This is a genomic window from Neolewinella xylanilytica (assembly GCF_002934605.1).
GTDB lineage: Bacteria > Bacteroidota > Bacteroidia > Chitinophagales > Saprospiraceae > Neolewinella > Neolewinella xylanilytica.
Genome location: NZ_PTJC01000007.1, coordinates 165,034 through 191,052 on the forward strand (window position 1 = coordinate 165,034; position 26,019 = coordinate 191,052).

The following is a 26,019-nucleotide window of genomic DNA, read 5'->3' on the forward strand; positions in this document are numbered from 1 at the left end:
ATTACCTGACCACCACGATGCGACGACGCCCCACCATCTCCCCCGATTCCTCCCGCAGCAGCAGCAGGTAGGTACCGGCCGCTAAATCACGGAGCGGAATCGTGAAGCGATCCGCCTTACGGTCGGAGGCGTACACCGTCTGCCCGTTTCCCGAAAGCAAGGAGGCCCGTACCGCCCGGTCGGCAGGCAGTTCCACTCGTAGCCAGTCGGAGGCCGGGTTCGGGTAGGCGCGGACGTCGATTTCAACCATGTCGGTCGAGGACGTGGGCGGCGCGCCACAGGCCACCGACACCCCGTCGGGGTTGTCCCCTTCCGGATAATTGCCATCCGGGGCGTACTTCCAAAGCTCGGCGCCCACCTCACCGTCGTCGGCCGCAAAGTAAACGAACCCGTCGAAAGCGAAAAAATTCTCGGGGTTGGACGAGGCCGGACCCTCCTGTATATCCGCCACCAGCACCGTGCCCGCGGCCGTACCGTCGGTCATCCAGAGTTCCCGGCCCAGCTCCGGCGTTTCCGCCGACAGCAGCAGCATCGTATCGTTCACCGCGAAAAGGTTGCGGGGGTAAGAGGGGTCCGGTCCCGGCAAAAAATCCTTCAAGAGTATGGCCTCCGCCTCGGGGCCGGCGGCTGCCCATAGTTCCTCGCCGGTATCGCCCCGGCTGGCGGTAAAGACCAGCCGCTCACCCAACACCCGGAAATTGGACATGGAAGAGAATCCGGTAGACTCGGTAATCGCCGAAGGCAATACATCAAAGGCCTCACCGGACGTAGTGTACAACTTACTGGAACCGAAGCCGCCGGCGGCGAAATATACCTGACCGTCGTAGGCAAAAGCCTGACTGGGACGCTGTAAGTCGCCGAAACCGGTCAGTTCGAACGTGCCCTCTTCGGTGCCGTCGGATCGGAATGGACGGCGCCCCTGCCCATAGTCGGTGGTAAAATAGGCCAGACCATCGATGACGGTAAGGTCACTGATGCCACCGTAAAATCCATCTTCATCACCCTGACGGATGTCCTTGACCAGGTAAGTTCCCTCCTCGGTGCCGTCCGTGCGCCAGAGTTCCGTCCCGTAGGCCCTTGTACTTTCCTCGAATAGCAGGATGCTATCATTCAACGCGACGAATGCCTGCCCGCTGGAGTTAGCCCCGAAGGTAGGTTCGAACACTTTTATCAGATCGTAGGTGCCGCTCGGTGGATCAATCGAATAAAGAGCCTGGCCGACCCCGCCGACGAAGGTCCGAAGCAGCAAGCGATCCCCGAGGCGGACCGGGCCGGATATGATACTGGCGCCGATTGGTCCTTCGGGGTCCAGTTGGAAGGTTCCCTCAGGCGTTCCGTCGGAACCGTAGAGGCGTGCATCCTGAAAGTTGCTAACGTTCACGAAGGCGGTATCGCCCAGGATGGTCGAAATCGTAGGATGACTGCTTTCCCGGCCCGCTTCCAGGTCCGCCACTAAGCCGGTAGTAGCCGCCGAACCCTGCGTCGCGAACAATTCGAAGCCGGTGCACGGAGTGGTCGCCCTGAACAGTAGCCGCCCGTTAACAACGGCCTGCGGCCAGGGTGAGGACCCGGTTTCCTCGGTGTTGACGTCAATCAATAGTTCGATCGATTCACTTCCGTTCTCCACCATAAATACCTCCTCTCCGTACTCCGGATGGATAGCGGTCAATATGATCCCATTGGCGATCGGCACCGGTTCGCTGTACTCCGGACTGCTCGGACCCGGGTAAAAATCCGCCAGTAATAGGGTGCCCGAAGGGCTGCCATCGGTGCGCCATAGTTCCGTCCCTACGTCCGGGCGATCCGCCAGGAAATAGTAGTACCCGTCAGCGGCCACTATCTGCCCCAGCGCATAACCGTCGAAGCCGCGGTTGGTGATGCTGTCCAGCAGTAGGGTTGGCTCCATCGTTCCGTTCGTAACGTACAACGCGACCGAACGACCGGCGTCAGCCGCATTCGTGAAGGTGTAAAATATCCGGTCGGAAAAGAACTGCACCGACCTTAAATAATTGGAATCCCGATCCGGATTCAGGTCTAGCACCGGCTCTACGGCGGAGGTGGCCGTATCCAACCGGTAGATCGTCAGGTCCAGCTCGGGGGTCTGGAGAGTAAAGTAGAGTCCGTCGTCGCGAAGGCTGAGGTGGCGAATGCTGCCCTCCGGAATAGCGGGATATACTTCCCGGAGCGGAAGGGGATTGTAAAAGTTCTCGTCGTAAACGTAGGGTTCGGCTGACCGACCCACGATAGCCTGTACCAGGGTCTTGAAACCCACGGCCGCCAGGGGTGCGATATATTCGGCACCCTCCAGCGGATACCGGACCAGGGTACCCTGCACCGTGCCGTCGGTGACTACGAAGGGGACCAAGTCTCCGGGGAAGTAACCGTAATCGAAAAAAACACGGTTGCCGATGAGGGAGGTACCCTGGATGAAGTCCTCCGGCAGCTGTTGCAGCAAGGTGACGGTACCGTCAGCCGGATCGTACCGATAAAGTTGCCAGTCGTAGTTGTCATCGCGGTGGACGAATACAATTACCCCATTTACCGCCGTAAACCAGGGCTCGTGGTTGGCAAAGAAACTGGACGGCAAGCTTTCAATCTCGTCGACCTCACCGTTAGCGAGCCGTACGCGACGGTAACCGATAGCTCCTTCCGCGTCAACGATGAAGTACACGAAACCCGCGATTAGCGTGGGGTTGTTGGTCCAGCCCATTGTCAGGTCGGGCACCAGTTCGCTAAGGGGGGAAGGCTGCGTGGCCCCGGGTGTCAGGTAGTAAAGTTCCTCCGTCGTGCCGTTATCGGCTACGAAGACGGTGTACGTTCCGTCAAATTGTAGGTGGGAGGGGTTGCTGTCGGCATTGCCCTGGCTGATATTGGCCACGAGTACTTGCGCGGAAACGGAAAGGGAAGGGCCTGTCAATAGCAGACAGACCAATAGCTTGTAGAGTAGGTGCATAGGTGAGTGGGTATAATAGATGTTACGGCCGCTCAATTCGCCATCCGTGTTAGCCACCAAAATTATAAACCCGATAGTAAGCCGTCGCAGGTGGAGGAGACTAATTTTAATATATCCTGACGGCGGCAAAATCGCCTGGCGCCGCCCTCCCTCCCTTACATCTTGTACCGACCCAAAGCACCCCCGGGCGGCAGCTGCCAATTCCGCATAATTCGAAACTCTTTCCCGTAAAATGGGTGCTCGGCTACGATGCGGTAATAAATCTCCGTACTTTTCCCCTTCAACCAAATGATAACCATGACACAGCGATTACGGCCAGCGCTCGTACTGGCCTCCCTTTTATTTAGTATCGCGCTGTCGGCCCAGACTACCTTCCCCTACAACGGGGTCTACGATCAGGCCGACCGCTATTACGCCCTTACCGGTGCTACCGTACACGTAAATCCCGAACGCACCGTTGACAACGCCACCCTCGTCATCCGCGACGGGCGAGTGGAAAGCGTCACCGCGGGCGGGCAGGTGCCCCGTGGCGCCGTGGAAGTCAACGCGGAAGGCAAGCACATTTACCCCAGCTTCGTCGAAGTGTACGGTAACTACGGTATGCCGGAAACCGAACGCAACCGCCGCAGCCGCAGCGACGGCCCCCAAATGGAATCCGAAACCGACGGGGCCTATTCCTGGAACCAGGCCCTGCGCCCCGAAACCGACGCCGCCGCCCTCTTTACCATCGACGCCAAGGCCGCCAAGGCCCTGCGCGAAGCGGGTTTCGGTACCGTATCCACCCACCACCACGACGGGATCAGCCGCGGATCGGCCGCAGTGGTGACGCTGGCGGAGAGCAGCGACAACGAAGTGCTGCTCGCACGCGACGTGGCGCACCACCTCTCCTTCGATAAAGGTTCCTCCGGCCAGGATTATCCCAACAGCCGCATGGGCGCCATGGCGCTGCTGCGGCAGACCTACCTCGACGCGGACTGGTACGGCGCGGGTGACCGGGCGGAAACGAACCTGAGCATCGAAGCCTGGCGGAAGCTGCAGGATATGCCCCAGATCTTCGAAGTCGAGGACTGGCAGAATGCTTTGCGCGCCGATAAGGTCGGTGACGAATTCGGCGTCCAGTACGTCATTCGTGGCGGCGGCGACGAGTACCAGCGCCCCGAAGCACTCAAGGCTTCCGGCGCCACCTTCATTCTGCCCCTCACCTTTCCAGACGCCTACGACGTAACCGATCCCTTCGCGGCCGATATGGTATCCCTGGCGCAACTGCGCCACTGGGAGCGGGCCCCCGGCAACATGGCCGCCGTGGCGGAAGCCGGCATTCCCTTCGTCATCACCGCCGACGGTCTTGAGAAGCCCACTGATCTCCACGAAGCCATGCGCAAGGCCATCAAAGCCGGAGCCGACGAGCGGACCGTCATGGCCGCCCTCACTACCGGCCCCGCCGAACTCCTCGGTATCGCGGATCGCGTCGGAGCGCTGGAGCAGGGCATGCTCGCCAACTTTATTGTCACGGACAAGAACCCCTTCACCGAGAAAGCCACCATCTACCAGAACTGGGTGCAGGGCTATCCCTTCGAGCTAAAGCCCCTCGAAGCTACCGACCTGGCCGATGCTTACGATATCACCGTGGGCGACGAGCGCTTCGTCGGCGAAGTCAGCGGCGACCCCGGAAGCCGGAAGATGAAGCTCACCACCGAAGGCGACAGCAGCAAAACGGACGTCACCTTCTCCGAAAGCGGCGACGTGCTGACCCTCCGCTTCAAACCCGAGGGCGAGTCCGGTTACTACCGCATCACCGCCACCCCCGACGGGGAAGGTTACTCGGGCACGGGCCGGGACGCCGGGGGGCGCATCGTTAATTTCCGCGCCACCCCCCGGGCAGCCGCGGCCGGATCCTCCGCGGCAAGCGAGGAGGAAGACGAAGAAACGGAAGAAGACAAGGATTACGTGAGCCGGCTGACCTACCCCAACATCGCCTACGGGCTACCCTCGATGCCGGAGGCCGAAACCGTACTCTTCCGGAACGCCACGGTATGGACTAACGAGGAGGAAGGCATCCTGGAGGAAGCCGACGTGCTGATCCAGGGCGGGAAGATCGCCGGCGTAGGCCAGGGGCTATCCGACCGCGGGGCAACCGTGATCGACGCTACCGGCATGCACCTCACCAGCGGCGTCATCGACGAGCACAGCCACATCGCCCTCAGCTCGGTTAACGAGGGCACCCAATCCAGCACGGCGGAAGTACGCATGGCGGACGTAGTCGATGCCGTTGACGAAAACATCTACCGCCAGCTCGCCGGCGGTGTGACCGTCAGCCAACTGCTCCACGGCTCCGCCAACCCGATCGGCGGTCAGTCTGCCCTGGTGAAACTGCGCTGGGGTGCGACCCCCGACGAAATGCTATTCGAAGGGGCCGACCCCTTCATCAAGTTCGCCCTCGGCGAGAACGTCAAGCAATCGAACTGGGGCGACGCCAACCGGGTCCGCTACCCGCAAACCCGCATGGGCGTAGAGCAGATCTTCGAAAACTACTTCAGCCGCGCCCGGGAGTACGGCCGCGCGATAGATGCCGGCGAAGACGTTCGTCGCGACCTCGAGCTGGAAGCGCTACTGCAAATCCTGAACGACGAACGCTTCATCACCTGCCACAGCTACCAGCAGGGCGAGATCAATATGCTTATGGAGTTGGCCGAGCGCCACGACTTCCGGGTCAATACCTTCACCCACATCCTGGAGGGCTACAAAGTGGCCGATAAGATGGCCGAGCACGGTGCCGCCGGATCGACCTTCTCCGACTGGTGGGCCTATAAGTACGAGGTGAACGAAGCCATCCCCTACAACGGCGCCCTGATGTACGAGCAGGACGTGGTGACCGCCTTCAACTCCGACGATGCCGAGATGGCCCGCCGCCTCAACCAGGAAGCGGGTAAGGCCGTACTCTTCGGCGGCGTGCCGGAGGAAGAAGCCTGGAAATTCGTCACCCTGAATCCGGCGAAAATGCTCCACATCGACGATCGCGTAGGCAGTATCAAGGTGGGGAAGGACGCCGACCTGGTACTCTGGAACGACCACCCGATGAGCATCTACGCCCGGGCGGAACGCACCTTCGTCGACGGCCGCGAATTCTTTAACCGGGAGGAGAACGAAACCCGCCGGGAAGCCCTGATGGCGGAACGCAACGACCTCATTCAGGCCAGTCTGGATGCCAAGAACGCGGGGGGGAAGACCCAACCGCCCCGGGGCAACAGCCGCCGCCTCCTTCACTGCGATAGCCTCAACCACTAAAGACAAGAACCATGAACGTTAAGAAAAGATACCAGCTTAGCCTGCTGTTTGCGGCTGTTTTTTGCACCTGCGCCCTGGCGCAAAATCCCGTTCCGGCGGTTGCCCAGCAAGGCCCCATGGCGGTCACCGGCGCCACCCTGCACGTAGGTGACGGCTCGGTGGTCGAAAACGCGACCATCCTGGTCCGCAACGGTAAAATCGAAAGTGTCGCTACGGCCGGGGAAGTGCCGACCGGCTACCAAACCGTGGACGCCACCGGTAAGGAGGTCTACCCCGGACTGATCGCGCTGAACAGCCAGCTCGGATTGGTGGAGTTCAACTCCGTACGGGCCACCCGCGACGACCGCGAAGTAGGGTTGATGAACCCCAATGCCCGCGCCCTGATCGCGTTCAATACCGATTCCCAGGTGATCCCCACCGTACGTAGCCGCGGCGTTATGCTGGCCCAGGCCACCCCCGAAGGAAGCCGGGTGAGCGGCACCAGCAGCATCATGCAACTGGACGGCTGGAACTACGAGGACGCCGCCGTGCAGGCCAACGACGGCATCCACATCCACTGGCCCGACCGCAATGACTACAACTGGCAGACGGGGCGGCTCATCCCCAACGAGCGCTACGACGAGCAGGAGCGGGAGCTGGAAGCCTTCCTGCAGCAGGCCGTGGGCTACTGTGGCCGGGAAGATGGCGATGGCGAACGCCTGCTCAAGTTTGAAGCCTTCTGCGACGTGGTCGGCGGAGCGGCGAAAGCTTACCTGCATGCGAACGAAGCCCGGGACATCCAGGCCGGGGTACTGCTGCTAAAGCGCATAGGTGCAAACCCCGTCGTGGTCGGGGGCTACCAGGCCCACCTGATTCCGGAATTTCTGAAGCGGGAGGGCGTACCGGTCATCCTGGGAAGTACCCAGGCCCTGCCCGCCTCCCAGGACGAGCCGATCGACCAGCCCTACCGCAATCCGGCCCTGCTGGCCGAAGCCGGCGTCGAATTCGCCATTAGCCACGAGGGCTACTGGCAGCAGCGAAACCTGCCCTTCATTGCCGGTCAGGCCGTCGGGTTCGGACTGGACTACGAGAAGGCCGTGGAGGCCATTACCCTGACGCCCGCGCGCATTGCCGGTATCGACGATGCGTACGGCAGTGTGGAGGAGGGCAAATCGGCCACCTTTATCGTCGTCGCCGGCGACTTGCTCGATATGCGCACCAGCCAGGTCGAGCACGCCTTCATCGACGGCCGGGAGGTGGACCTGGACAATAAACAGGCCGAACTGTACCGCAAATTCAAGGAGAAGTACAACCGGCAGACCAGCCGGTAAGTCTCTTAGGTTGCATACCGCAACGACCCGCCAGTCCGGAAGGAGTGGCGGGTCGTTGCTTTTTGCGCGCAGTTGGTCGATAGCCCGGCTAAGCCGGTAGAGTTGCCGGGGCGGCGGCGCGCAGGTAAGGAGATCAGACTGTACATTCGTTGTTATCTACGCAACCCGGCCCCGATGAAACTACGCTTTCCCCTGTTTTACCTGTGCCTGCTCAGTGGGCTATCGCTGGTGAATGGCCAAACGCTCAGCGGCCGGATTACCGACGAGAATACGGGTGAGCCCCTCCCCTACGCCTCCATCTATTTACAGCAACTCGGCACCGGCGCCACCACCAACGTGGAGGGGCGCTACGAGCTGCGGCTGAAACCGGGGCGAAACACCCTGGTTTTTCAGTACCTGGGCTACCAGACGCAGGTGATCGAAGTACAGAGTGGCCGAGATAATCTGGACGTCTCCTTACTTCCCGAGGCGCTGCAACTGGACGAGGTTCAGGTAATCAGCGGCGCGGAGGATCTGAGTTACAGCGTCATTCGCCGGGCTATCGCCAAGGCCGACTACCACCGCAATCAGCTGGACCGCTATTCGGCCGACGTCTACCTGAAGGGTATCGGCAAGGTGGATAAGATCCCCGGCCTCCTGAAAAAGCTGGCCCCGAAGGAGGAGCGGCAGGAGATCGAGGAGGTGGTCGGACGCAGCTTCACCAGTGAAACCACCAGCAAAATCACTTACGAACGACCGAATACCTTCACGGAGGAGGTCGTATCGCGTTACGTCGTCGGCGAGGAAAACTTCGCCGTGAGCGGGTACGTATTCTCGAGCTTCTACCAGCCGGAGGTGGCGGGCATGGTCAGTCCGCTAAGCCCGAAGGCCTTTGGCTACTACAAATTCGAACACGACGGTGTCTTCGCCGACCAGGGCGAACTGATCAATAAGATCCGGGTAATCCCCCGGAGTAAGGGAGAAGGCGTTTTCGAAGGCGACATCTACATCGTCCAGGACGACTGGTCCTTGCACAGCCTCGATCTGCGGACCTACAGTACGGGCTTTACCATCGATCTGAAGATCAATTACAACGAGGTGGAGGATCATATCTGGCTGCCGACTACCACCGCCATTGCGGCTAGCGGAGGCCTTTTGGGCATCAAGCTGTCGATACAGTACATCGCCAATACCAGCAATTACGACATTGAGCTCAATCCCGACCTGGGCGGCTACATCGAAGTGATCGACGAAAAGACCCAGCCGGACGTCGCCGCCGCGACCCGCCGCGAAAACCGTACCCAGGGATACGAAAACACCCTGGAGGAAGGCGGCGAACTAACGCGGAAGGAATTGCGGCAGTTGCTCCGGTCGTACGAGGAGGAGGAACAGGAAAAGCAGGAGGAACCCGAGGTCGTGTCGAATTACACCTTTACGGACGACAGCGTGAAGACCATCCGCGACTCCGCGGCCTGGGAAGCGGTACGGCCCATACCGCTTACGGCGGAAGAGATCGCGGGCTATCGCTACCAGGATAGCGTGGCGCAGGTGGAGAAGCTGGATTCGATCGCGGAATCCCGGGGGCAGCCCACGGTAGCGGAAAACTACAAAAGAAAAAAGCCGGTTCCCGGATGGCTACGCTGGGACTGGATGCCCGATGCGGTCTTTAATCCCGTAGAGGGCTACGCCGTCGGGGTCAAACTGACCAAGCGGATCAACCGGACGGTCCGGGAAGACACCAGCGAGCATAAAGTGCGGATGGGGGATTTCAGTATCCGCAGCCGCTACGGCTTCGCCTGGGATCGCCTGAGCTGGGAGTTGGGCTACAGCAACTGGAGCAACGAGTCGAACAAGGGGCGTTACACCCTGACCGGTGGCCGCTACCTCAGCCAGTTCAACAACAGCCCCGCCATCGATCCGATTATCAACAGCTTCACCGCCCTGGTCTTTGGCGACAACTACGCCCGGCTCTACGAGCGCGCCTACGGGGAGGCTACCTACCGCAAGCGCTATAGCGACGCGCTCAGCCTCGGCGGCCGCCTTCGTTACGAAGACCGGCGACTGGTCACCAACCAAACCAATCACCGCTGGGGTGGAGACGAGGAATTCACCTACGCCGACAACAACCCCTTCAACGAGGAAACGGGTGAGATCACCCAGGTGCGCAACGCCGCGCTGGTCACCGTGAGTGCCGCCTGGCGGCCGGGACTGAAGTACATCGTCCGCAACGGCCGCCGGCAACTGGTGGACGGCTCCGCGCCGACGGTGGGCCTGCTGGTGGAGTCCGGTATCCCCTCCATCGGGGAGAGCGCCTCCGATTTTACGCGGCTCCAGGCCAGCTACCGCCATAAATTCGAGGCGGGGCCACGGGGCTCCGTGCATCTCCTGCTACGGGGCGGTGCCTTCATCGACAAGACTTACGTCGATTTTCCCGATTACCGGCACTTTGCTACCTCGGAGATATTCCTGACCCGGCTGGATCCCATCGGAAGCTACCGGCTCTTGCCCTACTACCGGAACAGCACGGCCGAGGAGTACGCGGAAGTATATGCCCACTACCAGTTCCGCAAGTTTTTGCTGACACAGATCTTCGAGCTCCACCTGATGGGGTTGAAGGAAGATCTTTTCGTTAACTACCTCTATACGCCGAGCTCCGATCACTATACCGAGGTGGGATACTCCCTCGACAACATCCTGCGGGTGCTCCGCCTGGAATTCGTGGCGGCCTTCCGCGATGGGGCCTACGATGATTTCGGGGTCCGGCTGAGCGTTACGACCACCTTCTTCGGAAATGACAACGCAGGTACGGAGACGGTGGAATTTTAGGGAGCGGGGGAAGTACGATGGTTAAAGTCGAAAGTACGAAGGTCAAGGGGCTGCCGTCCTGATCGCTATCGGGACTCGCCTTCGGCCCGTTTTCTCAACACGGATCGGCTTCGCCTTCACGGATCGCTTTGCCAGGGCACGGATGGACGCGGATTGGCTGCGCCGCTACTTCGTGGTCTTCCACGGCATTCCGTAAGAGTTAGCGTTTCGCTGCGCCTTTGCGGTACCCCTCCCGTCGCGCAGCGACTCCTTCGTTTCCTCCCCCCTTAAACCGCCAAAAAATCCCGAATAATCCGTTCCCCAACGGCCGCCGACTTTTCCGGGTGAAATTGGGCGGCATAGAAGTTATCCCGACGCATCATCGCCGCGAAGTCCGTGCCGCAGTAATTGGTGGTGGCGACCGTATCCGGGCCGGACTCGACGAAGTAACTATGGACGTAATAGCAATACCCACCGTCCACCTCGTCACTAAGCCAACCATTGCCATGCTTTACCTGCACGTCGTTCCAACCCATGTGCGGGACTTTTTCCCCGTTGACCGGTCGGAACTGCCGGACTTTTTCCGGGAAAATGCCCAGACAATCCACATCCCCCTCCTCGCTGTGGCTACAGAGCAGTTGCATCCCCACGCAAACGCCGAAAACCGGCTGGGTGAGGGAGCGGATGACGTCGGCCAACCCCGTATCGTTCAGGTGGGCCATGGTAGAGGCGGCGTGGCCGACCCCGGGGAAGATAACCTTATCGGCGGCGCGGATCTTGGTGGGGTCGGCGGTCAGTTCGTGGTCGACGCCGATGCGCTCGAGGGCGTAGAGGACGGAGCGGATGTTGCCGGCGTTGTAGTTGATGATGGCTACCATGGGTAAGATGCGGCCTCCGGCCGCGGGAGTAGGAAGCGCTCTCCGAGCGCGCGGGTGATAAATATTTCTGTGCAGCCGGAGGCTGCATTTTACTATCGCCCCGATAGCTATCGGGGCGCATTCTACCGGCCTAGGTGCACCAGCAGCACGCTCACATCCGCCGGGCTGACCCCACTGATGCGGCTCGCCTGACCGATGGTAACGGGCTTCAGGTTGTTGAGTTTTTGCCGGGCCTCCTTGCTGAGGCTGGTCAGCTGCTCGTAGTCGAAGCTCTTGCCGAGCTTGATCCCTTCCAGGCGGCTCATCTTCTCCACGGCCTGCCGCTCCCGCTCGATGTACCCTTCGTACTTGAGGGTGACTTCGGCCAGATTGATGATTTCTCCGTCGTACGGAACCAGAAAATCCTGAAGCGCGGGCACGGCGGAGGCCAATCCTTCCAGGCTGACGCCGGGGCGGGACAGGATGGAATCGAGCTTTACGCCTTGCTTCAGGGCGGCGGTGCCTACGCTTTCCAGGTAGCCGTTCATCTGGTCGGGAGTGACGCTGTGGGCGCGCAGTTCGCGGGAAATGGTTTCCACGGCCTCCCGTTTTTCGTGTACCCGGGCCATACGATCTTCGGTGCCGCGGACGCCCAGGGCGTGGGCCATCGGGGTTAGCCGCAGGTCGGCGTCGTCTTGGCGCAGGAGGATGCGGTACTCGGCCCGGCTGGTGAACATGCGGTAAGGCTCCTCCGTGCCCTTATTAATCAGGTCGTCGATGAGCACCCCGATGTAGGCATCGCTGCGCTTCAGGATGAAGGGATCGCGCTCCTGTACGGCCAGGGCGGCGTTCATGCCCGCGATCAGTCCCTGGCAGCCGGCTTCCTCGTAGCCTGTGGTGCCGTTGATCTGTCCGGCAAAGAACAGCCCGGGGATTAGCCGGGTCTCCAATGTCGGTCCGAGTTGGGTGGGGGGGAAGAAGTCGTACTCAATGGCATAGCCCGGGCGAAACATCTTCATGTTCTCGAAGCCGCGGACCTTGCGTAGGGCTTTGTACTGCACATCCTCCGGCAGACTGGAGCTGAAGCCGTTGACGTAAATCTCACAGGTGTTGCGTCCCTCCGGTTCCACGAAGAGCTGGTGCTGGTCGCGGCCGGCGAAGCGGTCGATCTTGTCCTCGATACTGGGGCAGTAGCGCGGGCCCAGTCCGCGGATACGTCCGTTAAACATGGGGCTGCGGTCGAAGCCCTCCCGTAGCGTCTCGTGTACTTCCGGGCTGGTGTAAGTGACGTGGCAGGGAAGCTGATCGGTCAGCGGCGGGGTATCGGTGTAGCTGAAGCGGCCGGGATCCTCGTCGCCGGGCTGCTCGGTCATGACGCTGTAGTCGAGGGTGCGGCCGTCGAGGCGGGCGGGGGTGCCGGTTTTCATGCGGCCGGCCTCGAAGCCGAGTTCCTGTAGCTGGGCGGTGAGGCCCGTGGCGGCCCGTTCGCCGGCCCGGCCCCCGCCGAACTGCTTCTCCCCGATGTGGATCGTCCCGTTGAGGAAGGTGCCGTTGGTCAGCACGACCGATTTGGCGGGAATCTCCATCCCGAGCCCGGTCTGTACGCCTTTGCACCGTCCGTCTTTAACCATGATGCCGGTGACCATCTCTTGCCAGAAATCGATATTCGGGTGGGCTTCGAGCATTTCCCGCCAGCGCAGGGCGAAGGCCATCCGGTCGCTCTGGGCGCGGGGGCTCCACATCGCGGGACCCTTGCTGCGGTTGAGGAGCCGGAATTGCACCATGGTCTCGTCGGTAACGATCCCGGAGTAGCCCCCGAGCGCATCGATCTCCCGCACGATCTGCCCCTTGCCGACCCCACCCATGGCGGGGTTACAGCTCATTTGGGCGATGGTCTGCATATTCATGGTGGCGAGCAGCACTTTCGCGCCGAGATTGGCGGCGGCTACGGCGGCCTCACAGCCGGCGTGACCGGCACCGACCACTATCACGTCGTAGGTTGGAAACATAGGGCTATCAACGTTTTACGAACGCGCAAAGTTACGCAATGTCATGGGTTACGGGATAGGCTTCCCGCAGCGGGTACGCTTTGCTCCCGCGCTCCGGCGCCATACAATCAGGTAGGAGGGTGGCGCCGGAGCGCAGGTGAAGGGGGATTACGGCGACAAGGCGATACGCATTTAAAATGGAATAGGTCTAAATAAGCTCCCAATTTTAACAAGCTAATGCGAGGGTGGCCCAGATGTCGTTGATGTCGTAACTTTGCGCCCAATCACGAAGTCCGTTCGAAATGAGCGGCTTTTATCCTCGTGTCGGTCACCGTTGACCGAGTCAATTGTTCTTAACGCACGCCTCCGCGTATGAAAATTTTACTAAGACCGGTCGGACTTACGTTCTTCTTCCTGGCCACGCATTTGCTCCAGTCACAGGCTAGCGCACCGGGCGGTAGTAACCTGCTCTTCTACGGTGTTGCGGCCCTCGCCCTGATCATCTTCTTCTTTATCGTAGTGAGCGTAGCCGATAACTTTATGGTTATCGAGTCGAAGCAGATGGGAATTAAGGACTCCTCCACGATGGGGCTATTCCCCAATATCCGGGAGTTCTTCCGCGGTAAGAAGCCCGGCTATTTGGATACGGCGCACGTCTACACCCTCACCAAGGGATACGACATCCCGATGGCCGGGGCGCCGCAGGACGTCATTCGCGAGCCCAACGTAACCCGCTTCGCCGTAACGCCGCCGGATTACTTCGGTCTGCGGCCCATCCCGAAGATGCTGGTCGAGGAAGGCGACGTCGTCAAAGCGGGCGACCCCCTGTTTTTCGACAAGAATATGCCCCGGATCAAGTTCGTGGCCCCGGTCAGCGGAGAGGTCATCGGTATCAACCGCGGACTGAAGCGCTCGATCTCCGAGGTAGTCATCCTGGCCGATAAGGAACAGGTGAGCCGTACCTACACCCTGCCCGGCCGGGAGGCTTCGCGGGAAGAACTGGTGGAGTTCCTGCTCGAAAGCGGCGTTTGGCCCGCGATCCGCCAACGTCCCTACAATCGCGTGGCGGATCCCGACATCGAGCCTCGTGACATCTTCGTCTCCACCTTCGACACGGCTCCGCTGGCCCCCGACCTGAAACTGGCACTCCGGGGTCGGATGGACGTATTCCAGGCCGGTATCGACGTGCTGCGCCGCCTCACCCCCGGTCTGGTCTACCTGGGCCTCGACGGACGTGGCGAAAAGGACAGCCCCTACAGTGTTACCCGTGGCGTGGAGAAACGCTACTTCCGGGGTGCGCACCCGGCCGGTAACGTCGGCACCCAGATTCACCACATTCACCCCTGCGGCCGCGGCGAGAATACCGTCTGGACACTTGGCGTCGAGGACGTTCTCCTCTTCGGTGAGCTCTTCCAGAACGGACGGTTCGACACCAGCCGCCTGGTGGCCCTCAGCGGCGACTCCTTCAGTGAGCCCTGCTACGTACGGACCTACGCCGGTGCCAACATCGGCGAACTGATCGCCGGCGAAAACGTACGCGAACACAGCCGGATCATCAGCGGCGACGTGCTTTCGGGCACCAAAAAGAGCACGGACAATTACCTGAGCTACTTCGATAACCAGATCACCGCCATCGAGGAAGGCGACCACGCCGAAGTCTTCGGCTGGCTGATCCCGAACAGCGCGAAAGCGTCCGTCTCGCCTACCGTGCCGGTACTGAGCAACGATCTCCACCTTACCACCCGTACGAACGGGGAAAAACGGGCCTTCGTGGTCAACAACGACTACGAGCAGGTACTGCCCATGGATATCTACATGACCCAACTGATGAAATCCATCATCGTCAACGATCTGGAGAGCATGGAAGGACTGGGCATTTACGAGCTGGTACCCGAAGACGTGGCCCTGTGTGAGTTCGCCTGCGTAAGCAAACAGCCGCTGCAACAGCTATTGCGTCAGGGTCACGACACCATGATTGCACAAGGATAACTATAGAAAACACGGGGTGTTACTTCTGGATAGCCCGTACTGATAAAGCCTACATGAAAGCCATACACGATTTTGTCACCAAGTTCGAGCCGGATCACAGCAAATCGCCCTTCCTGGCCACGACCTACGACGCTTTCTATACATTTCTTTTTCAGCCCCCTACGGTAACGAATGGCGGCGTGCACGTGCGCGATGCCATGGACCTGAAGCGGCAGATGGTGTGGGTGGTACTCGCGCTGCAACTGCTGTACGTCTTCGGCACCTGGAACATCGGCCAGCAGCACTTCGCGGCTCTCGGTGAGTTTACGGGGTACCTGGAAGGCTTCCACCTGAAGATCGTTTACGGCCTCATTCAGATCATTCCGATCTTCATCGTGACCCACCTGGTCGGGCTGGGCATCGAGTTCATCTACGCCGCAAAGAAGGGGCACTCCGTAGAGGAGGGCTTCCTGGTGTCCGGCGCCCTGATCCCGCTCATCATGCCCCCGGATATCCCCCTGTGGATCCTGGCGGTTTCTGTTGCCTTCGCCGTTGTTCTCGGTAAGGAGGCCTTTGGCGGTACGGGCATGAACATCTGGAACATCGCGCTCCTAGCCCGGGTATTCATCTTCTTCGCTTATCCGACCACCATTTCCGGTGACGAAGTCTGGGTAAGCGGTATAGAAAAAGTGGACGTCGGCCTGTACGCCAGCGAGGCCTATAACTGGGCTCACCACGCCTTCGACTGGGTCTTTGCCGGATTCGGATGGGCGCAGTTTGGTGCCGGCGGCCAGTTCGTGGTCGATGGCTGGACCGGTGCTACCCCCCTCGGCATTGCGGCTAAGGAAGGTTGGGAAGGCGTTTCCGCCGTCTACGACCAGAGCAGCATCTTCTGGGGCACCATTCCCGGCTCGATCGGCGAGTCGAGCGTACCGCTGATCCTGATCGGCATGGCCTTCATCATGTTCACCCGCATCGCCGACTACCGCATCATCGTAGGCGGCCTGATCGGCTTCATCGTGGCCGGTCTGATGCTTAACGCCATCGCTCCCGCCGAGCTGACGGACTCTACGCCGGGCATTTTCAAATTCATGGCCATCCACCCCCTGCGGCAGATGATCATGGGCAGCTTCCTGTTTGCGATCGTCTTCATGGCTACCGACCCCGTCAGTAGTGCCGATACGCCCACCGGAAAGTGGATTTACGGTTTTCTGATCGCCTTCATCGGGCTGATTATCCGGGTGCTGAACCCGGCCTATCCGGAAGGCTGGATGCTATCTATTCTCTTGCTCAACACCTTTGCTCCCCTCATCGACCACTACGTCTACCAGGCCAACATTAAGCGCCGGGCCAAGCGGACGGCCTCGATGGCCAAGACCCGCGACGAACTGATTACCAAGCGGAACGAGAATGTCGAGGTTTTCACCCCCCAGAATGCCGAAGGCTACCGACCCGTCGGAAACCTCGGTAATTATTAATTCAAACTTCACTCGATTATGAGTACGAAATACATCTATACCTTCGGTCTTATCATGACCGTGGTCGTAGCCTTGGTACTTGCGGGCTTCCGTACCCTTACGGCTGAATCTGCTGCGCTGAACGAGGACATCTTCAACAAGCGGGAAATACTGGCCACCGTAGCCGAACCCATGGCCGAGGCCGGATCTCCGATCGCTGAACTCAGCGACGCGGAGGTGCTGAACATCTTCTCGGAACGGGTGGATCAGATCGTCGTGAATTCCGCCGGTGAGCCGGTGGACGACGTGGATTTCGCTTCCATCGACCTGGCGAAGGAGTACAAAAAACCGGAAGGCCAGCGCGTCTATCCCGTATACAAGTTCAACCTGGATGACGAATACTATGTCTTCAGCGTACGGGGCAACGGACTATGGGATGCTATTTGGGGCAACATCGCGCTCGCATCCGATCTTAACACCGTTACCGGAGCCAGTTTCGACCACGCCGGCGAAACCCCCGGCCTCGGCGCCGAGATCAAGGACAATGCCGGCTGGAAGTCCCAGTTTAAAGGCAAGAAGATCTACGACGGTGACCAGTTCGTCAGCATAATCGTTCGCAAGGGCGGTGCCGTCGATATGGACCACGAGGTCGACGGCCTGAGTGGAGCCACCGTTACGGGCGACGGCGTCACCAAGATGCTGTACAACGGGCTCAAAGCCTACCAACCCTATATTGAAGAGCAGCGTGCCGGCGGGGAAACCACCGGTATGAACATGAAATAATTCGCACCATGGCAGAATCAACTGAAATCAGAACCGGCGTCGTAGCGGAACCTAAGAAGCCGGAATCCGAAAAGGAGCCGATATTCGGTAAGAAGGAAAAGATCCTCATTACCGACCCCTTGCTCGATAATAACCCGATCACTATTCAGGTGCTCGGGGTCTGTTCGGCACTGGCCGTTACCTCCCTCGTTTACCCCTCCCTCGTAATGGCGGTGGCGGTGGTTTTCGTTACCGCTTTCTCCAGCCTGTTTACCTCGCTGATGCGGAACATCATTCCGAAGCCGGTCCGCCTCATCGTACAGCTCGTCATCATCGCTACCCTGGTGACGCTGGTCAACGAAGCACTCAAGGTGCTGGCTTTCCCGGTGTACAAGCAGCTTTCGGTTTACATCGGACTGATCATTACCAACTGTATCGTCATGGGGCGTTTGGAAGCCTTCGCTATGGCTAACAAGCCCTGGCGGTCCTTCCTCGACGGCGTAGGGAACGGATTGGGTTACGGCTTGATTCTCGTAGCAGTCGGGGTCGTCCGCGAGCTCTTCGGAAAGGGAAGCCTGTTTGCCGGCTCGCCGATCGCCATGAACATCATCGGCCCCAGCAACGACACCACCCAGTACTGGATCAATACGGCCGCCGACAGTGGCGTAGGCACCTGGTTCGGATGGTACGCCAACAATAACCTCATGGTGCTGCCCGCGGCGGCCATGTTCGTGATCGCCGTATTCATCTGGATCCAGCGGAGCTACAACACCAAGCTCGTCGACGCTTCCTGATCGTAGGACCGTTAGCTATTTTCCGCTCTTCCTCAAGACTTTAAAATCACCCAATCATGGGAGAATTTCTGAATATCTTCATCAAGTCGGCCTTCATCGAGAATATGGTGCTGGCTTACTTTCTCGGCATGTGTTCCTTCCTGGCCGTATCGAAGACGCTTTCCACGGCCACCGGTCTGGGACTGGCGGTCATCTTCGTGCTCGGAATTACGATGCCGATCAACTGGGTCATCAACGAGCTGGTCCTGATTCCCGCGGAACTGGAGTTCCTGCGCTTCATTCTGTTCATCGCGGTAATCGCATCGACCGTTCAGCTGGTGGAAATGCTGGTAGAAAAGTTCAGCCCCGGCCTCTACGCCGCGCTGGGTATCTTCCTTCCGCTCATCACCGTCAACTGTGCCATCCTCGGGGGTAGCCTCTTCATGGTGAGCCGGGAATACAACCTGACGGAATCCATCGCTTTCGGCCTGGGTGGCGGTTTTGGCTGGTTCCTAGCCATTATCGCGCTGGCTGCTATCCGGGAGCGGATCCGGTACAGTAACGTCCCGCCAGCAATGCGTGGACTGGGCATGGCCTTCCTCATCACCGGACTGATGGGGATTGCCTTCCTCAGCCTTACCGGCATCGATCCGGCCGTTTTTGCCGGTTGGAGCGAGACGGTAGCCGAATAATTACCCCGAACTGATAAACCGGCCGGGGACTTCCCGGCTTACCTATAAAACACGGTACCATGATTACCATAGGATTAGCGATCGTCGTTTTCACCCTCATCGTGCTGGCACTCATCACGATGTTGTTGGTTGCGCGTCGCAGACTCGTCCCCCAGGGGGAGGTAAGTATCATTGTCAACGGTGACAAGGAGAACCCCCTCCGCGTTCAGCCCGGCAACTCCCTGCTTTCCGCCCTCTCCGATAAGAGTGTATTTCTGCCTTCCGCCTGTGGCGGTGGCGGAACCTGCGCCATGTGCGAGTGCCACATCACCAAAGGCGGTGGCGATGTTCTGCCCACGGAGCTCAACCACCTTACCCGCCGCGAGGTCGCTGAAAACAAGCGACTGGCCTGTCAGGTGAAAGTGCGCCAGGACATGGAGATCCAGATCCCCGAGGAAATCTTCGGTATCAAGAAATGGGAGTGTACCGTCGACCGGAACTACAACGTCGCTACCTTCATCAAGGAGTTCGTCGTGCGGTTGCCGGAAGGCGAAACCCTCGATTTTGAGTCAGGAGGCTATATCCAGGTGGACGTGCCGAAATGTGAAGTCCACTTCAAAAATTTCGATATCACGCCCCACCCGGTGTTCCACAAAGGAGCCCCCAAGGATAAATTCAAGGCCGACTGGGACAAATTCGGCATGTGGGATTTCGTCATGAAGAACGACGAAGAACAGTTCCGCGCCTATTCCATGGCCAACCACCCGGGAGAAGGTGACATCATCATGCTCAACATCCGGATCGCCCCACCGCCCTTCGACCGCCAGAAGAACGCCTATATGGACGTGAACCCCGGCGTCTGTTCGAGCTATGTGTTCAATCAGACCCCCGGCGATAAGGTGACGATCTCCGGCCCCTACGGCGAGTTCTTCATCAAGCCGACCGACAAAGAAATGGTCTACATCGGCGGTGGTGCCGGTATGGCGCCCCTCCGCAGCCACATCTTCCACCTTTTCCACACCATGAAGACCGACCGGAAGGTCAGCTACTGGTACGGTGGACGTTCGAAGGCCGAGCTGTTCTACACCGAGGAATTCCGCGAGATCGAGGAGAACTTCCCCAATTTTAGCTACCACATCGCCCTCAGCGACGCGCTGGAAGAAGATAAGTGGGACGGTATGACCGGATTCATTCACACGGCGGTGCTCGAGAACTATCTCAAGGATCACCCCGAGCCCGAAGAGATCGAGTACTACCTCTGTGGTCCTCCGCTGATGCTTCAGGCCGTCCAGAATATGCTCGACGAACTGGGCGTTCCCGAAGAAAATATCGCATTCGACGACTTCGGTTCCTAGTACGAAGCTGCCTCCGGCAGCGCCAGTAAGAAGCAGTCTCTGACTGCGCCTAGAGCCCGGTGAGATGAAATCTCACCGGGCTCTTCTGTGTGTAGGCTCTAGTGCCTAGTCAGGTCGATTATGTCGCAGTAGGTGCTGGTGTATTTACGTGGGTGACGAGGCGGAAAAAAGATTGCATACCCATAGCTACGGAAGCGTTTTTTCAACGAAGTCAAACGCGGAAAGGCGCCGCAGATACGGTGACAATTATTGCTTGAATAGGCTCTAGTAATATGACAGAATAGGGCCTCCTTTCAGGTGGAATTTTACCAGCGCTGCCGGAGGCAGCCTCTTGCTTGCGCTGCCGGAGGCAGCTTCCTACTTAGTAAGCCCCAAATGCTTCACGCTGTAAAAAAAGATCGCCCCGTACCCGATTGCCAGCAGGGCATGAAATACCACGAAGGTGGTATTTCCCACATAGAAGGCACCGGCTACGGCGAGCAGGAAGTACAGACTCAGCACGCCTTCCCCCAGCGTGATGCCGTTCAGGCGCCCGGAGAAATACTTTTTGGAGCGGAATTTGTCCCGCACCGAGCTAATATTGAACTTCGGCGTCCGTACGAAGGGGCTCTTTTGACCCCGGTAGCCCTGTAACACGGCAATGGAGTTATGCAGCGATAGCCCCATGCTGAGGGCCAGAAAAAGGGGGAAGAGGATAAAGAACTTTATCAGTGATTTACCGAAGCGTTTCTCCCGGTTGGCCACACTCCGCACGTTGGCCACGAAGTACACGGTCACTACGGATAGCAAGCCCGTGAGAAAGAGTGCGAAGAAATGCTTGCTGAAACCGAATTTCTCCAACTCTCCCAACAGGAATAGCAGGGGGACGCTGATCACGCCGCAAACGAATACAAAGAGGAAGATCGATGAGGCCAGCAGGTGAACCGTAGCGTGGATCTTGGTACCCAGCGCAAGCCCGCTGCGCCAGATGTCGGGCAGCATTTTCCGCGCCGTTTCCGCGCCGCCCTTCATCCACCGGTGCTGCTGGCTTTTGAAGCCGTTCATATCCACCGGTAATTCGGCCGGGCTGCCTTCACCTTCCAGGTAGCGGATTCGGTAGCCGGCCAGTTGGCTGCGGATGCTCAGGTCGAGGTCTTCGGTGAGGGTATCCGGTTGCCAGCCCCCACCGGCGTCGATCGCCTCCCGCCGCCAGATCCCCGCCGTACCGTTGAATTGGAGCAGATGCCCCCCCTTCATTCGTCCGACTTGCTCGACGGTGAAGTGTACGTTCAGTTGAAGTGCCTGCAGGCGGGTAATGAGGCTGTAATTCTCGTTCAAGTGTTCCCACCGGGTTTGTACCACGCCGATCCGCGGGTCGGCAAAGTGGGGAACCGTGCGGCACAAGAACGTAGGTGGCGGTACGAAGTCGGCATCGAAGATCGCGATAAACTCCCCTTTCGCCTCCCGCATCCCGTCGCGGAGGGCACCGGCCTTGAAGCCTTCCCGGTTGGGGCGGATAATCTGCCGGATACGGTACCCCCGGGCCCGGTATTCCGCTACCTTTTTCGCTACCAGATCGACCGTTTCATCGTCGCTGTCGTCGAGCACGTGGATCTCGTAGCGGTCCTTCGGGTAATCGAAGGCGGCTACGGCATCGATCAACCGACCGATGACGTAATATTCGTTGTAGATCGGCAGCTGCACCGTAACGAAGGGTAAGGGGGGCGCCGCCGGCGCAGGAGCAACGGCTACGTCGTCGGGGTAACGATCCGGCGGAGCCGAAGCCACCCGAGTGGAAGCCGAGCGGCAACCGGGGGTCGTCCACAGGGACTCGGAGCGGGTCACCGTCGCAGCGGGCGTCCATGGGCTCTCGCCGTACCGGTAGTGGTATAACAGGTTAAATTGTAGTAAGCAGTAAACCGTGATGTAAAGCAGGCTGATCGAATAAATGGCCAACACCAGGAAAGCGAGTATGGTCATGATCGGATCAGTTTGAAGATGGTCCAGAGGATTTTATGCCCGGCCAGCACCGTCCCCCTCACGGTTCCGGAAATCTTGGAAACCCCGATGCGGCGACGGTAGCCAACCGGTACCTCCGTACACTTCAGGCCGGCCTTGGCGGCGCGGACCTGCATTTCCACGGTCCAGCCAAAGTCGGGATCTTCCATCCGCAAAGCTACGAGGGCCGGGTAGCGGATGGCGCGAAACGGACCGAGGTCGGTAAACTCATAACCATAAAACACCCGAATAAGGTTTGTCGCCAACCAGTTGCCGAAGATCTGGGGGAAGGTCATGCTGCCCCTTTCGGCTTTTCCCAGCGCCCTTGACCCGATGACCAGATCGTAACCGAACCGCTCGATTGGAGCAAGGAGTTCCGGCAGCTGCCCGGGATAATCGCTATGGTCCCCGTCGATAAAAACCACCACGTCGGGTTGTTCCGCGGCGGGTCGGGTGGCGATATGCGACATTCCCCGTAGGCAGGCCGAGCCGTACCCTGGCCGGTTTTCCCGGACTACCGTTGCTCCTGCGTCCGCGCCCACCTGCGCCGTCCGATCCGTGCTGTTGTTGTCGCACACGATGACCTCCCGAATGAGGTGGCGCGGCAGCTCGTCGATCACCAAACCGATACTCCGCTCCTCGTTAAACGCGGGAATAATTACGTCGATGACCAAGGGACCGGCAGGCAAAGCGAGGGTTTACGGTAAAGATACGCCGGGGGCGGCCGCGTGTTGTTAGCTCAGTCCGCCGTCGACACTTAGCACCTGACCGTTGACGTAGCTGCTCATGTCGGACGCCAGGAAAATGCAGGCATCGGCGATCTCCTCTGGCCGGCCCAGTCGCTTAAGCGGAATGGTGGCCAGATAGGATTGTTTCACCTGTTCCGGCAGTTCGTCGGTCATATCGGTTTCGATGAATCCGGGAGCGATCACGTTGCACCGGAGGTTCCGGCTCCCCATTTCCTTGGCGATGGATTTGCTGAAGCCGATGATCCCGGCCTTGCTCGCCGCGTAATTGGCCTGGCCGGCGTTGCCCTGGATGCCGACGATACTGGACATATTGATAATGCTGCCGCCGCCGCGCATCATGCCGCGCATGGCGTGCTTGGTGAGATTGAAGACCGACTTTAGGTTGTTGTCCAGCACCGAGTCCCACTGCTCTTCATTCATCCGCAGCATCAGGGTATCGCGGGTGATACCGGCGTTATTGACCAGGACGTTCAGGCCACCCATTTCTTCCGTGACCGTTTTGATCAGTTGCTCGGCTCCGGCGTAATCGGAGGCGTCGCTCTGGTAGGCGCGTACGTTCTCGCCGAGTTCGCCGACCAGGGCTTCGGCGGGGCCGGCCGAGCTGCGGTAGGTGAAGGCGACTTTCGCGCCGGCCCCGTGAAAGGCGCGGACGAGCGCGGCACCGATGCCGCGGGAACCTCCGGTGATAAGTGCGATTTTTCCGTCGAGTAGTGCCATGGATGACTTATTTTTTGGTAGGCGGCCAAAGGTAGGGTAAACTTAAAAGCCCGCCCCCGCCTTTTATTCCCTCAAAACTACCTAGCCATGTTCGGAGATATGATGAAGCAAATGGAAGAGATGCAGGCCAAAATGCAGCAGCAATTGGCCCAGGAATCCTTCGAGGCGGAAGCCGGTGGCGGTGCCGTCAAGGTCACCTGCGACGGTACCCGTACCGTACAGAACATCAGCATCGATCCGGATCAGGTCGACCCCTCGGACGTAGAGGCACTCGAAGACCTGCTGGTGGTGGCCACCAACCGCGCCCTGGAAAAGGCGGCCGAATTCGAAGCCAAGCAGGCCGGTGGCATGATGGACAATATGCTTCCCGGCGGATTGGGGGGGCTTCTCGGCGGATAATGCTACTTTATCGCCTGATTTAGGCCATTCAATTTTTTATGGAAGAACTCGCAGGGATCATTATCCTGGGAATTTTCGCCCAGTGGTTCGCCTGGCGGGTGAAGATCCCCGCTATTCTCCCCCTGATCGTGATCGGCCTGCTGGTCGGCCCTATTTCCGCGCTTTTCACCGCGGACGGGGAGAAACTGATCAGCCCGATCTACCACTTGGTGGGGGAAGACGGGGAGGGGCGGGGGCTCTTTCCGGGGCAGTCGCTATTCTACTTCGTAAGTCTGGCCATCGGCGTCATACTCTTCGAGGGAGGGTTGACGCTGCAGTTCCGGGAGGTCCGGGAAACCCAACGATCGATCCTACGGCTTATCTCCATCGGGAGTCTGGTCACGTTCGTGGGGGCGGGCTTAGCCGCGCACTTTATCATGGGGCTGGGGTGGAGCATCAGTTTTTTGTTCGCCGCCCTGATCATCGTAACCGGTCCGACGGTGATCGCGCCGATCTTGCAGAACATTCCGCTCAACCGGAACGTGAGTACCGTCCTTAAATGGGAGGGAATCCTGATCGATCCGCTGGGTGCGCTGGTGGCGGTACTGGTTTTCGAATTTATTCGCTCGACGGACCACGGAATCGGCTTTACGGGGGAGGCATTGCGCACCTTCGTTCAGATCATCATCTACGGCGGTACCCTGGGGTTCCTAATGGGGTACGCCCTTTTCCACATCATCAAACGTGAGCTGGTGCCCCACTACCTGCTCAACGTATTTATCCTGGCTTACGTCCTGTTCATCTTTGTCGTGAGCGATCAGTTAGCCCACGAATCGGGCCTGCTTGCGGTGGTGGTCATGGGGTTGGTACTGGCTAATAAAGACGTGCCCCGGATCAAGGAGATATTGTCATTCAAGGAATCGCTCAGCGTCCTCCTGATCTCCATTCTGTTTATCCTGCTGGCCGCTAATATGAATATGGATGAGCTGCGCCTGCTGACGGAAGACTGGCGCCCCCTCGCGTTGTTCGGATTCGTCATTCTGGTCCTTCGTCCCCTCAGCGTTTTCCTGAGCACCGCCCGAGGCAACCTGAGCGTGAACGAGAAAGTGTTTATCAGCTGGGTAGGGCCGCGGGGCATCGTTGCGGCGGGTATCGCCTCGCTTTTTGGCTTGAACCTGGTGGCCGACGGCGTGCCTGGGGCAGAATACATTACGCCGCTGGTTTTCATGATCGTTCTCGGTACGGTGCTGATTAACGCGACTACCGCACGCCTGGTGGCGCGCTTACTCGGGGTTATCCAGGATACTTCCAGTGGCGTATTGATCCTGGGAGCGAACGACTTCGCCGTAACCATCGGAAAGTACCTGAAGGAACAGGGTCGAGAAGTCTTCATGGTCGACAGTAACGGCAGCAACATTCGCCGCGCCCAGGATCAGGGTTTGCGGGGCATCGTCGCAAACATTTACAACTCCGACCTCAGCGATGAATACGATCTCCTGGATGTCGGGTACATGCTGGCCCTTACGGGGAGCAACGACGTGAACGCTTACGCCATTCGCCGCTACGAAGACATCTTCGGCGAACGCGGCGCCTTCCGCCTCATTACCGCCGAGGAAATGAAATCCCGGGGTGCCACCGAAGACAGTGCGCACATATTCAGTCACGCCGACGACTTCATCAACCTCAGCGAGGCCCACCGGGAAGCCGCCAAAATTCACGAGCACGAATTGTACAGCCAGCGGGAATTGCTGGACCTGCTCGTTATCGCTCGGGAAGAAAAGTACTCCATTCCGTTGTTCATCAAATCGCCCGACGGGCAGTTGAACCCCATACCCTACGATGTGGAATCCATTGACGTAGACAGTGGTAATTATTCCCTGGTCTATCTGGGTGTCGAACTCCCGGAAACGGCCTCCCAGCCGCAGGTGGAGGAGGGGAAGAAAGCATTGTAAACGCTATCTTCGTCCCGAATACGCAAACTTTCAGCGGGAGGCACGATTAGGCCCCCGATTTTCGTTTCGGGAATAACTTTGGA

At 59.3% G+C, this 26,019-nt stretch carries 17 protein-coding genes; 11 read left to right on the plus strand and 6 right to left on the minus strand.

Going from position 1 to position 26,019, the window contains the following annotated elements:
* Nucleotide 1: 1 nt before the first annotated feature.
* Nucleotides 2-2,953, minus strand: a complete 2,952-nt coding sequence (locus CLV84_RS18670) for a hypothetical protein (protein WP_104421351.1) — start codon at nt 2,951-2,953, stop codon at nt 2-4.
* Between the two features lie 297 nt (nt 2,954-3,250).
* Here CLV84_RS18670 and CLV84_RS18675 point away from each other — a divergent pair, with 297 nt between their 5' ends.
* From CLV84_RS18675 to CLV84_RS18685, 3 genes are all read left to right on the plus strand, one after another.
* Nucleotides 3,251-6,238, plus strand: coding sequence for an amidohydrolase family protein (locus CLV84_RS18675; protein WP_104421352.1), 2,988 nt, complete (start codon nt 3,251-3,253; stop codon nt 6,236-6,238).
* An 11-nt stretch (nt 6,239-6,249) separates the two neighbouring features.
* Nucleotides 6,250-7,548, plus strand: a complete 1,299-nt coding sequence (locus CLV84_RS18680; protein ID WP_104421353.1) for an amidohydrolase family protein — start codon at nt 6,250-6,252, stop codon at nt 7,546-7,548.
* A gap of 174 nt (nt 7,549-7,722) precedes the next feature.
* Nucleotides 7,723-10,353, plus strand: coding sequence for a DUF5686 and carboxypeptidase regulatory-like domain-containing protein (locus tag CLV84_RS18685; RefSeq protein ID WP_104421354.1), 2,631 nt, complete (start codon nt 7,723-7,725; stop codon nt 10,351-10,353).
* A gap of 266 nt (nt 10,354-10,619) precedes the next feature.
* On the opposite strand, the gene hisH is transcribed toward CLV84_RS18685, so the two are convergent.
* Nucleotides 10,620-11,210, minus strand: a complete 591-nt coding sequence (hisH, locus tag CLV84_RS18690; protein ID WP_104421355.1) for an imidazole glycerol phosphate synthase subunit HisH — start codon at nt 11,208-11,210, stop codon at nt 10,620-10,622.
* A 122-nt stretch (nt 11,211-11,332) separates the two neighbouring features.
* Complete coding sequence (mnmG, locus tag CLV84_RS18695; RefSeq protein ID WP_104421356.1) at nt 11,333-13,198, minus strand: tRNA uridine-5-carboxymethylaminomethyl(34) synthesis enzyme MnmG; 1,866 nt, start codon at nt 13,196-13,198, stop codon at nt 11,333-11,335.
* 351 nt (nt 13,199-13,549) lie between these two features.
* Here mnmG and CLV84_RS18700 point away from each other — a divergent pair, with 351 nt between their 5' ends.
* From CLV84_RS18700 to nqrF, 6 genes are read left to right on the plus strand one after another with little or no spacing between them, the layout of a single operon-like run.
* Nucleotides 13,550-15,166 carry a Na(+)-translocating NADH-quinone reductase subunit A gene (locus CLV84_RS18700; RefSeq protein ID WP_104421357.1) on the plus strand — a complete coding sequence of 539 codons (1,617 nt, stop codon included), beginning with the start codon at nt 13,550-13,552 and terminating at the stop codon, nt 15,164-15,166.
* Nucleotides 15,167-15,219: 53 nt separating this feature from the next.
* Nucleotides 15,220-16,623, plus strand: coding sequence for an NADH:ubiquinone reductase (Na(+)-transporting) subunit B (locus tag CLV84_RS18705; RefSeq protein ID WP_104421358.1), 1,404 nt, complete (start codon nt 15,220-15,222; stop codon nt 16,621-16,623).
* Nucleotides 16,624-16,641: 18 nt separating this feature from the next.
* The gene (locus CLV84_RS18710; protein WP_104421359.1) at nt 16,642-17,385 is read left to right on the plus strand and encodes an FMN-binding protein; all 744 of its coding nucleotides are present in this window, start codon (nt 16,642-16,644) and stop codon (nt 17,383-17,385) included.
* 8 nt (nt 17,386-17,393) lie between these two features.
* Nucleotides 17,394-18,158, plus strand: coding sequence for an NADH:ubiquinone reductase (Na(+)-transporting) subunit D (locus CLV84_RS18715; RefSeq protein WP_104421360.1), 765 nt, complete (start codon nt 17,394-17,396; stop codon nt 18,156-18,158).
* 56 nt (nt 18,159-18,214) lie between these two features.
* On the plus strand, nt 18,215-18,829 hold the full coding sequence (gene nqrE, locus CLV84_RS18720) for an NADH:ubiquinone reductase (Na(+)-transporting) subunit E (RefSeq protein ID WP_104421361.1): 615 nt from the start codon (nt 18,215-18,217) through the stop codon (nt 18,827-18,829).
* A 59-nt stretch (nt 18,830-18,888) separates the two neighbouring features.
* Nucleotides 18,889-20,163: an NADH:ubiquinone reductase (Na(+)-transporting) subunit F gene (nqrF, locus tag CLV84_RS18725; protein ID WP_104421362.1), complete on the plus strand. Its 1,275-nt coding sequence runs from the start codon at nt 18,889-18,891 to the stop codon at nt 20,161-20,163.
* Between the two features lie 357 nt (nt 20,164-20,520).
* Here nqrF and CLV84_RS18730 read toward each other — a convergent pair whose 3' ends face one another.
* The 3 genes from CLV84_RS18730 to fabG are packed head-to-tail and all read right to left on the minus strand — an operon-like array spanning nt 20,521 to nt 23,606.
* On the minus strand, nt 20,521-22,122 hold the full coding sequence (locus CLV84_RS18730) for a cellulose synthase family protein (protein WP_104421363.1): 1,602 nt from the start codon (nt 22,120-22,122) through the stop codon (nt 20,521-20,523).
* Nucleotides 22,119-22,829 (minus strand): glycosyltransferase family 2 protein, encoded by a 711-nt coding sequence (locus CLV84_RS18735; RefSeq protein ID WP_211295304.1) that lies wholly within the window; start codon nt 22,827-22,829, stop codon nt 22,119-22,121. Before CLV84_RS18735 ends, CLV84_RS18730 begins: the two co-directional genes overlap by 4 nt.
* 45 nt (nt 22,830-22,874) lie before the next feature.
* A complete protein-coding gene (gene fabG, locus CLV84_RS18740; RefSeq protein ID WP_104421365.1) occupies nt 22,875-23,606 on the minus strand; it encodes a 3-oxoacyl-[acyl-carrier-protein] reductase in 732 nt (243 codons plus the stop codon).
* An 87-nt stretch (nt 23,607-23,693) separates the two neighbouring features.
* Here fabG and CLV84_RS18745 point away from each other — a divergent pair, with 87 nt between their 5' ends.
* Nucleotides 23,694-24,005, plus strand: a complete 312-nt coding sequence (locus tag CLV84_RS18745) for a YbaB/EbfC family nucleoid-associated protein (RefSeq protein WP_104421366.1) — start codon at nt 23,694-23,696, stop codon at nt 24,003-24,005.
* A gap of 38 nt (nt 24,006-24,043) precedes the next feature.
* Nucleotides 24,044-25,936, plus strand: coding sequence for a cation:proton antiporter (locus tag CLV84_RS18750; RefSeq protein WP_104421367.1), 1,893 nt, complete (start codon nt 24,044-24,046; stop codon nt 25,934-25,936).
* The last annotated feature ends 83 nt before the right edge of the window (nt 25,937-26,019 follow it).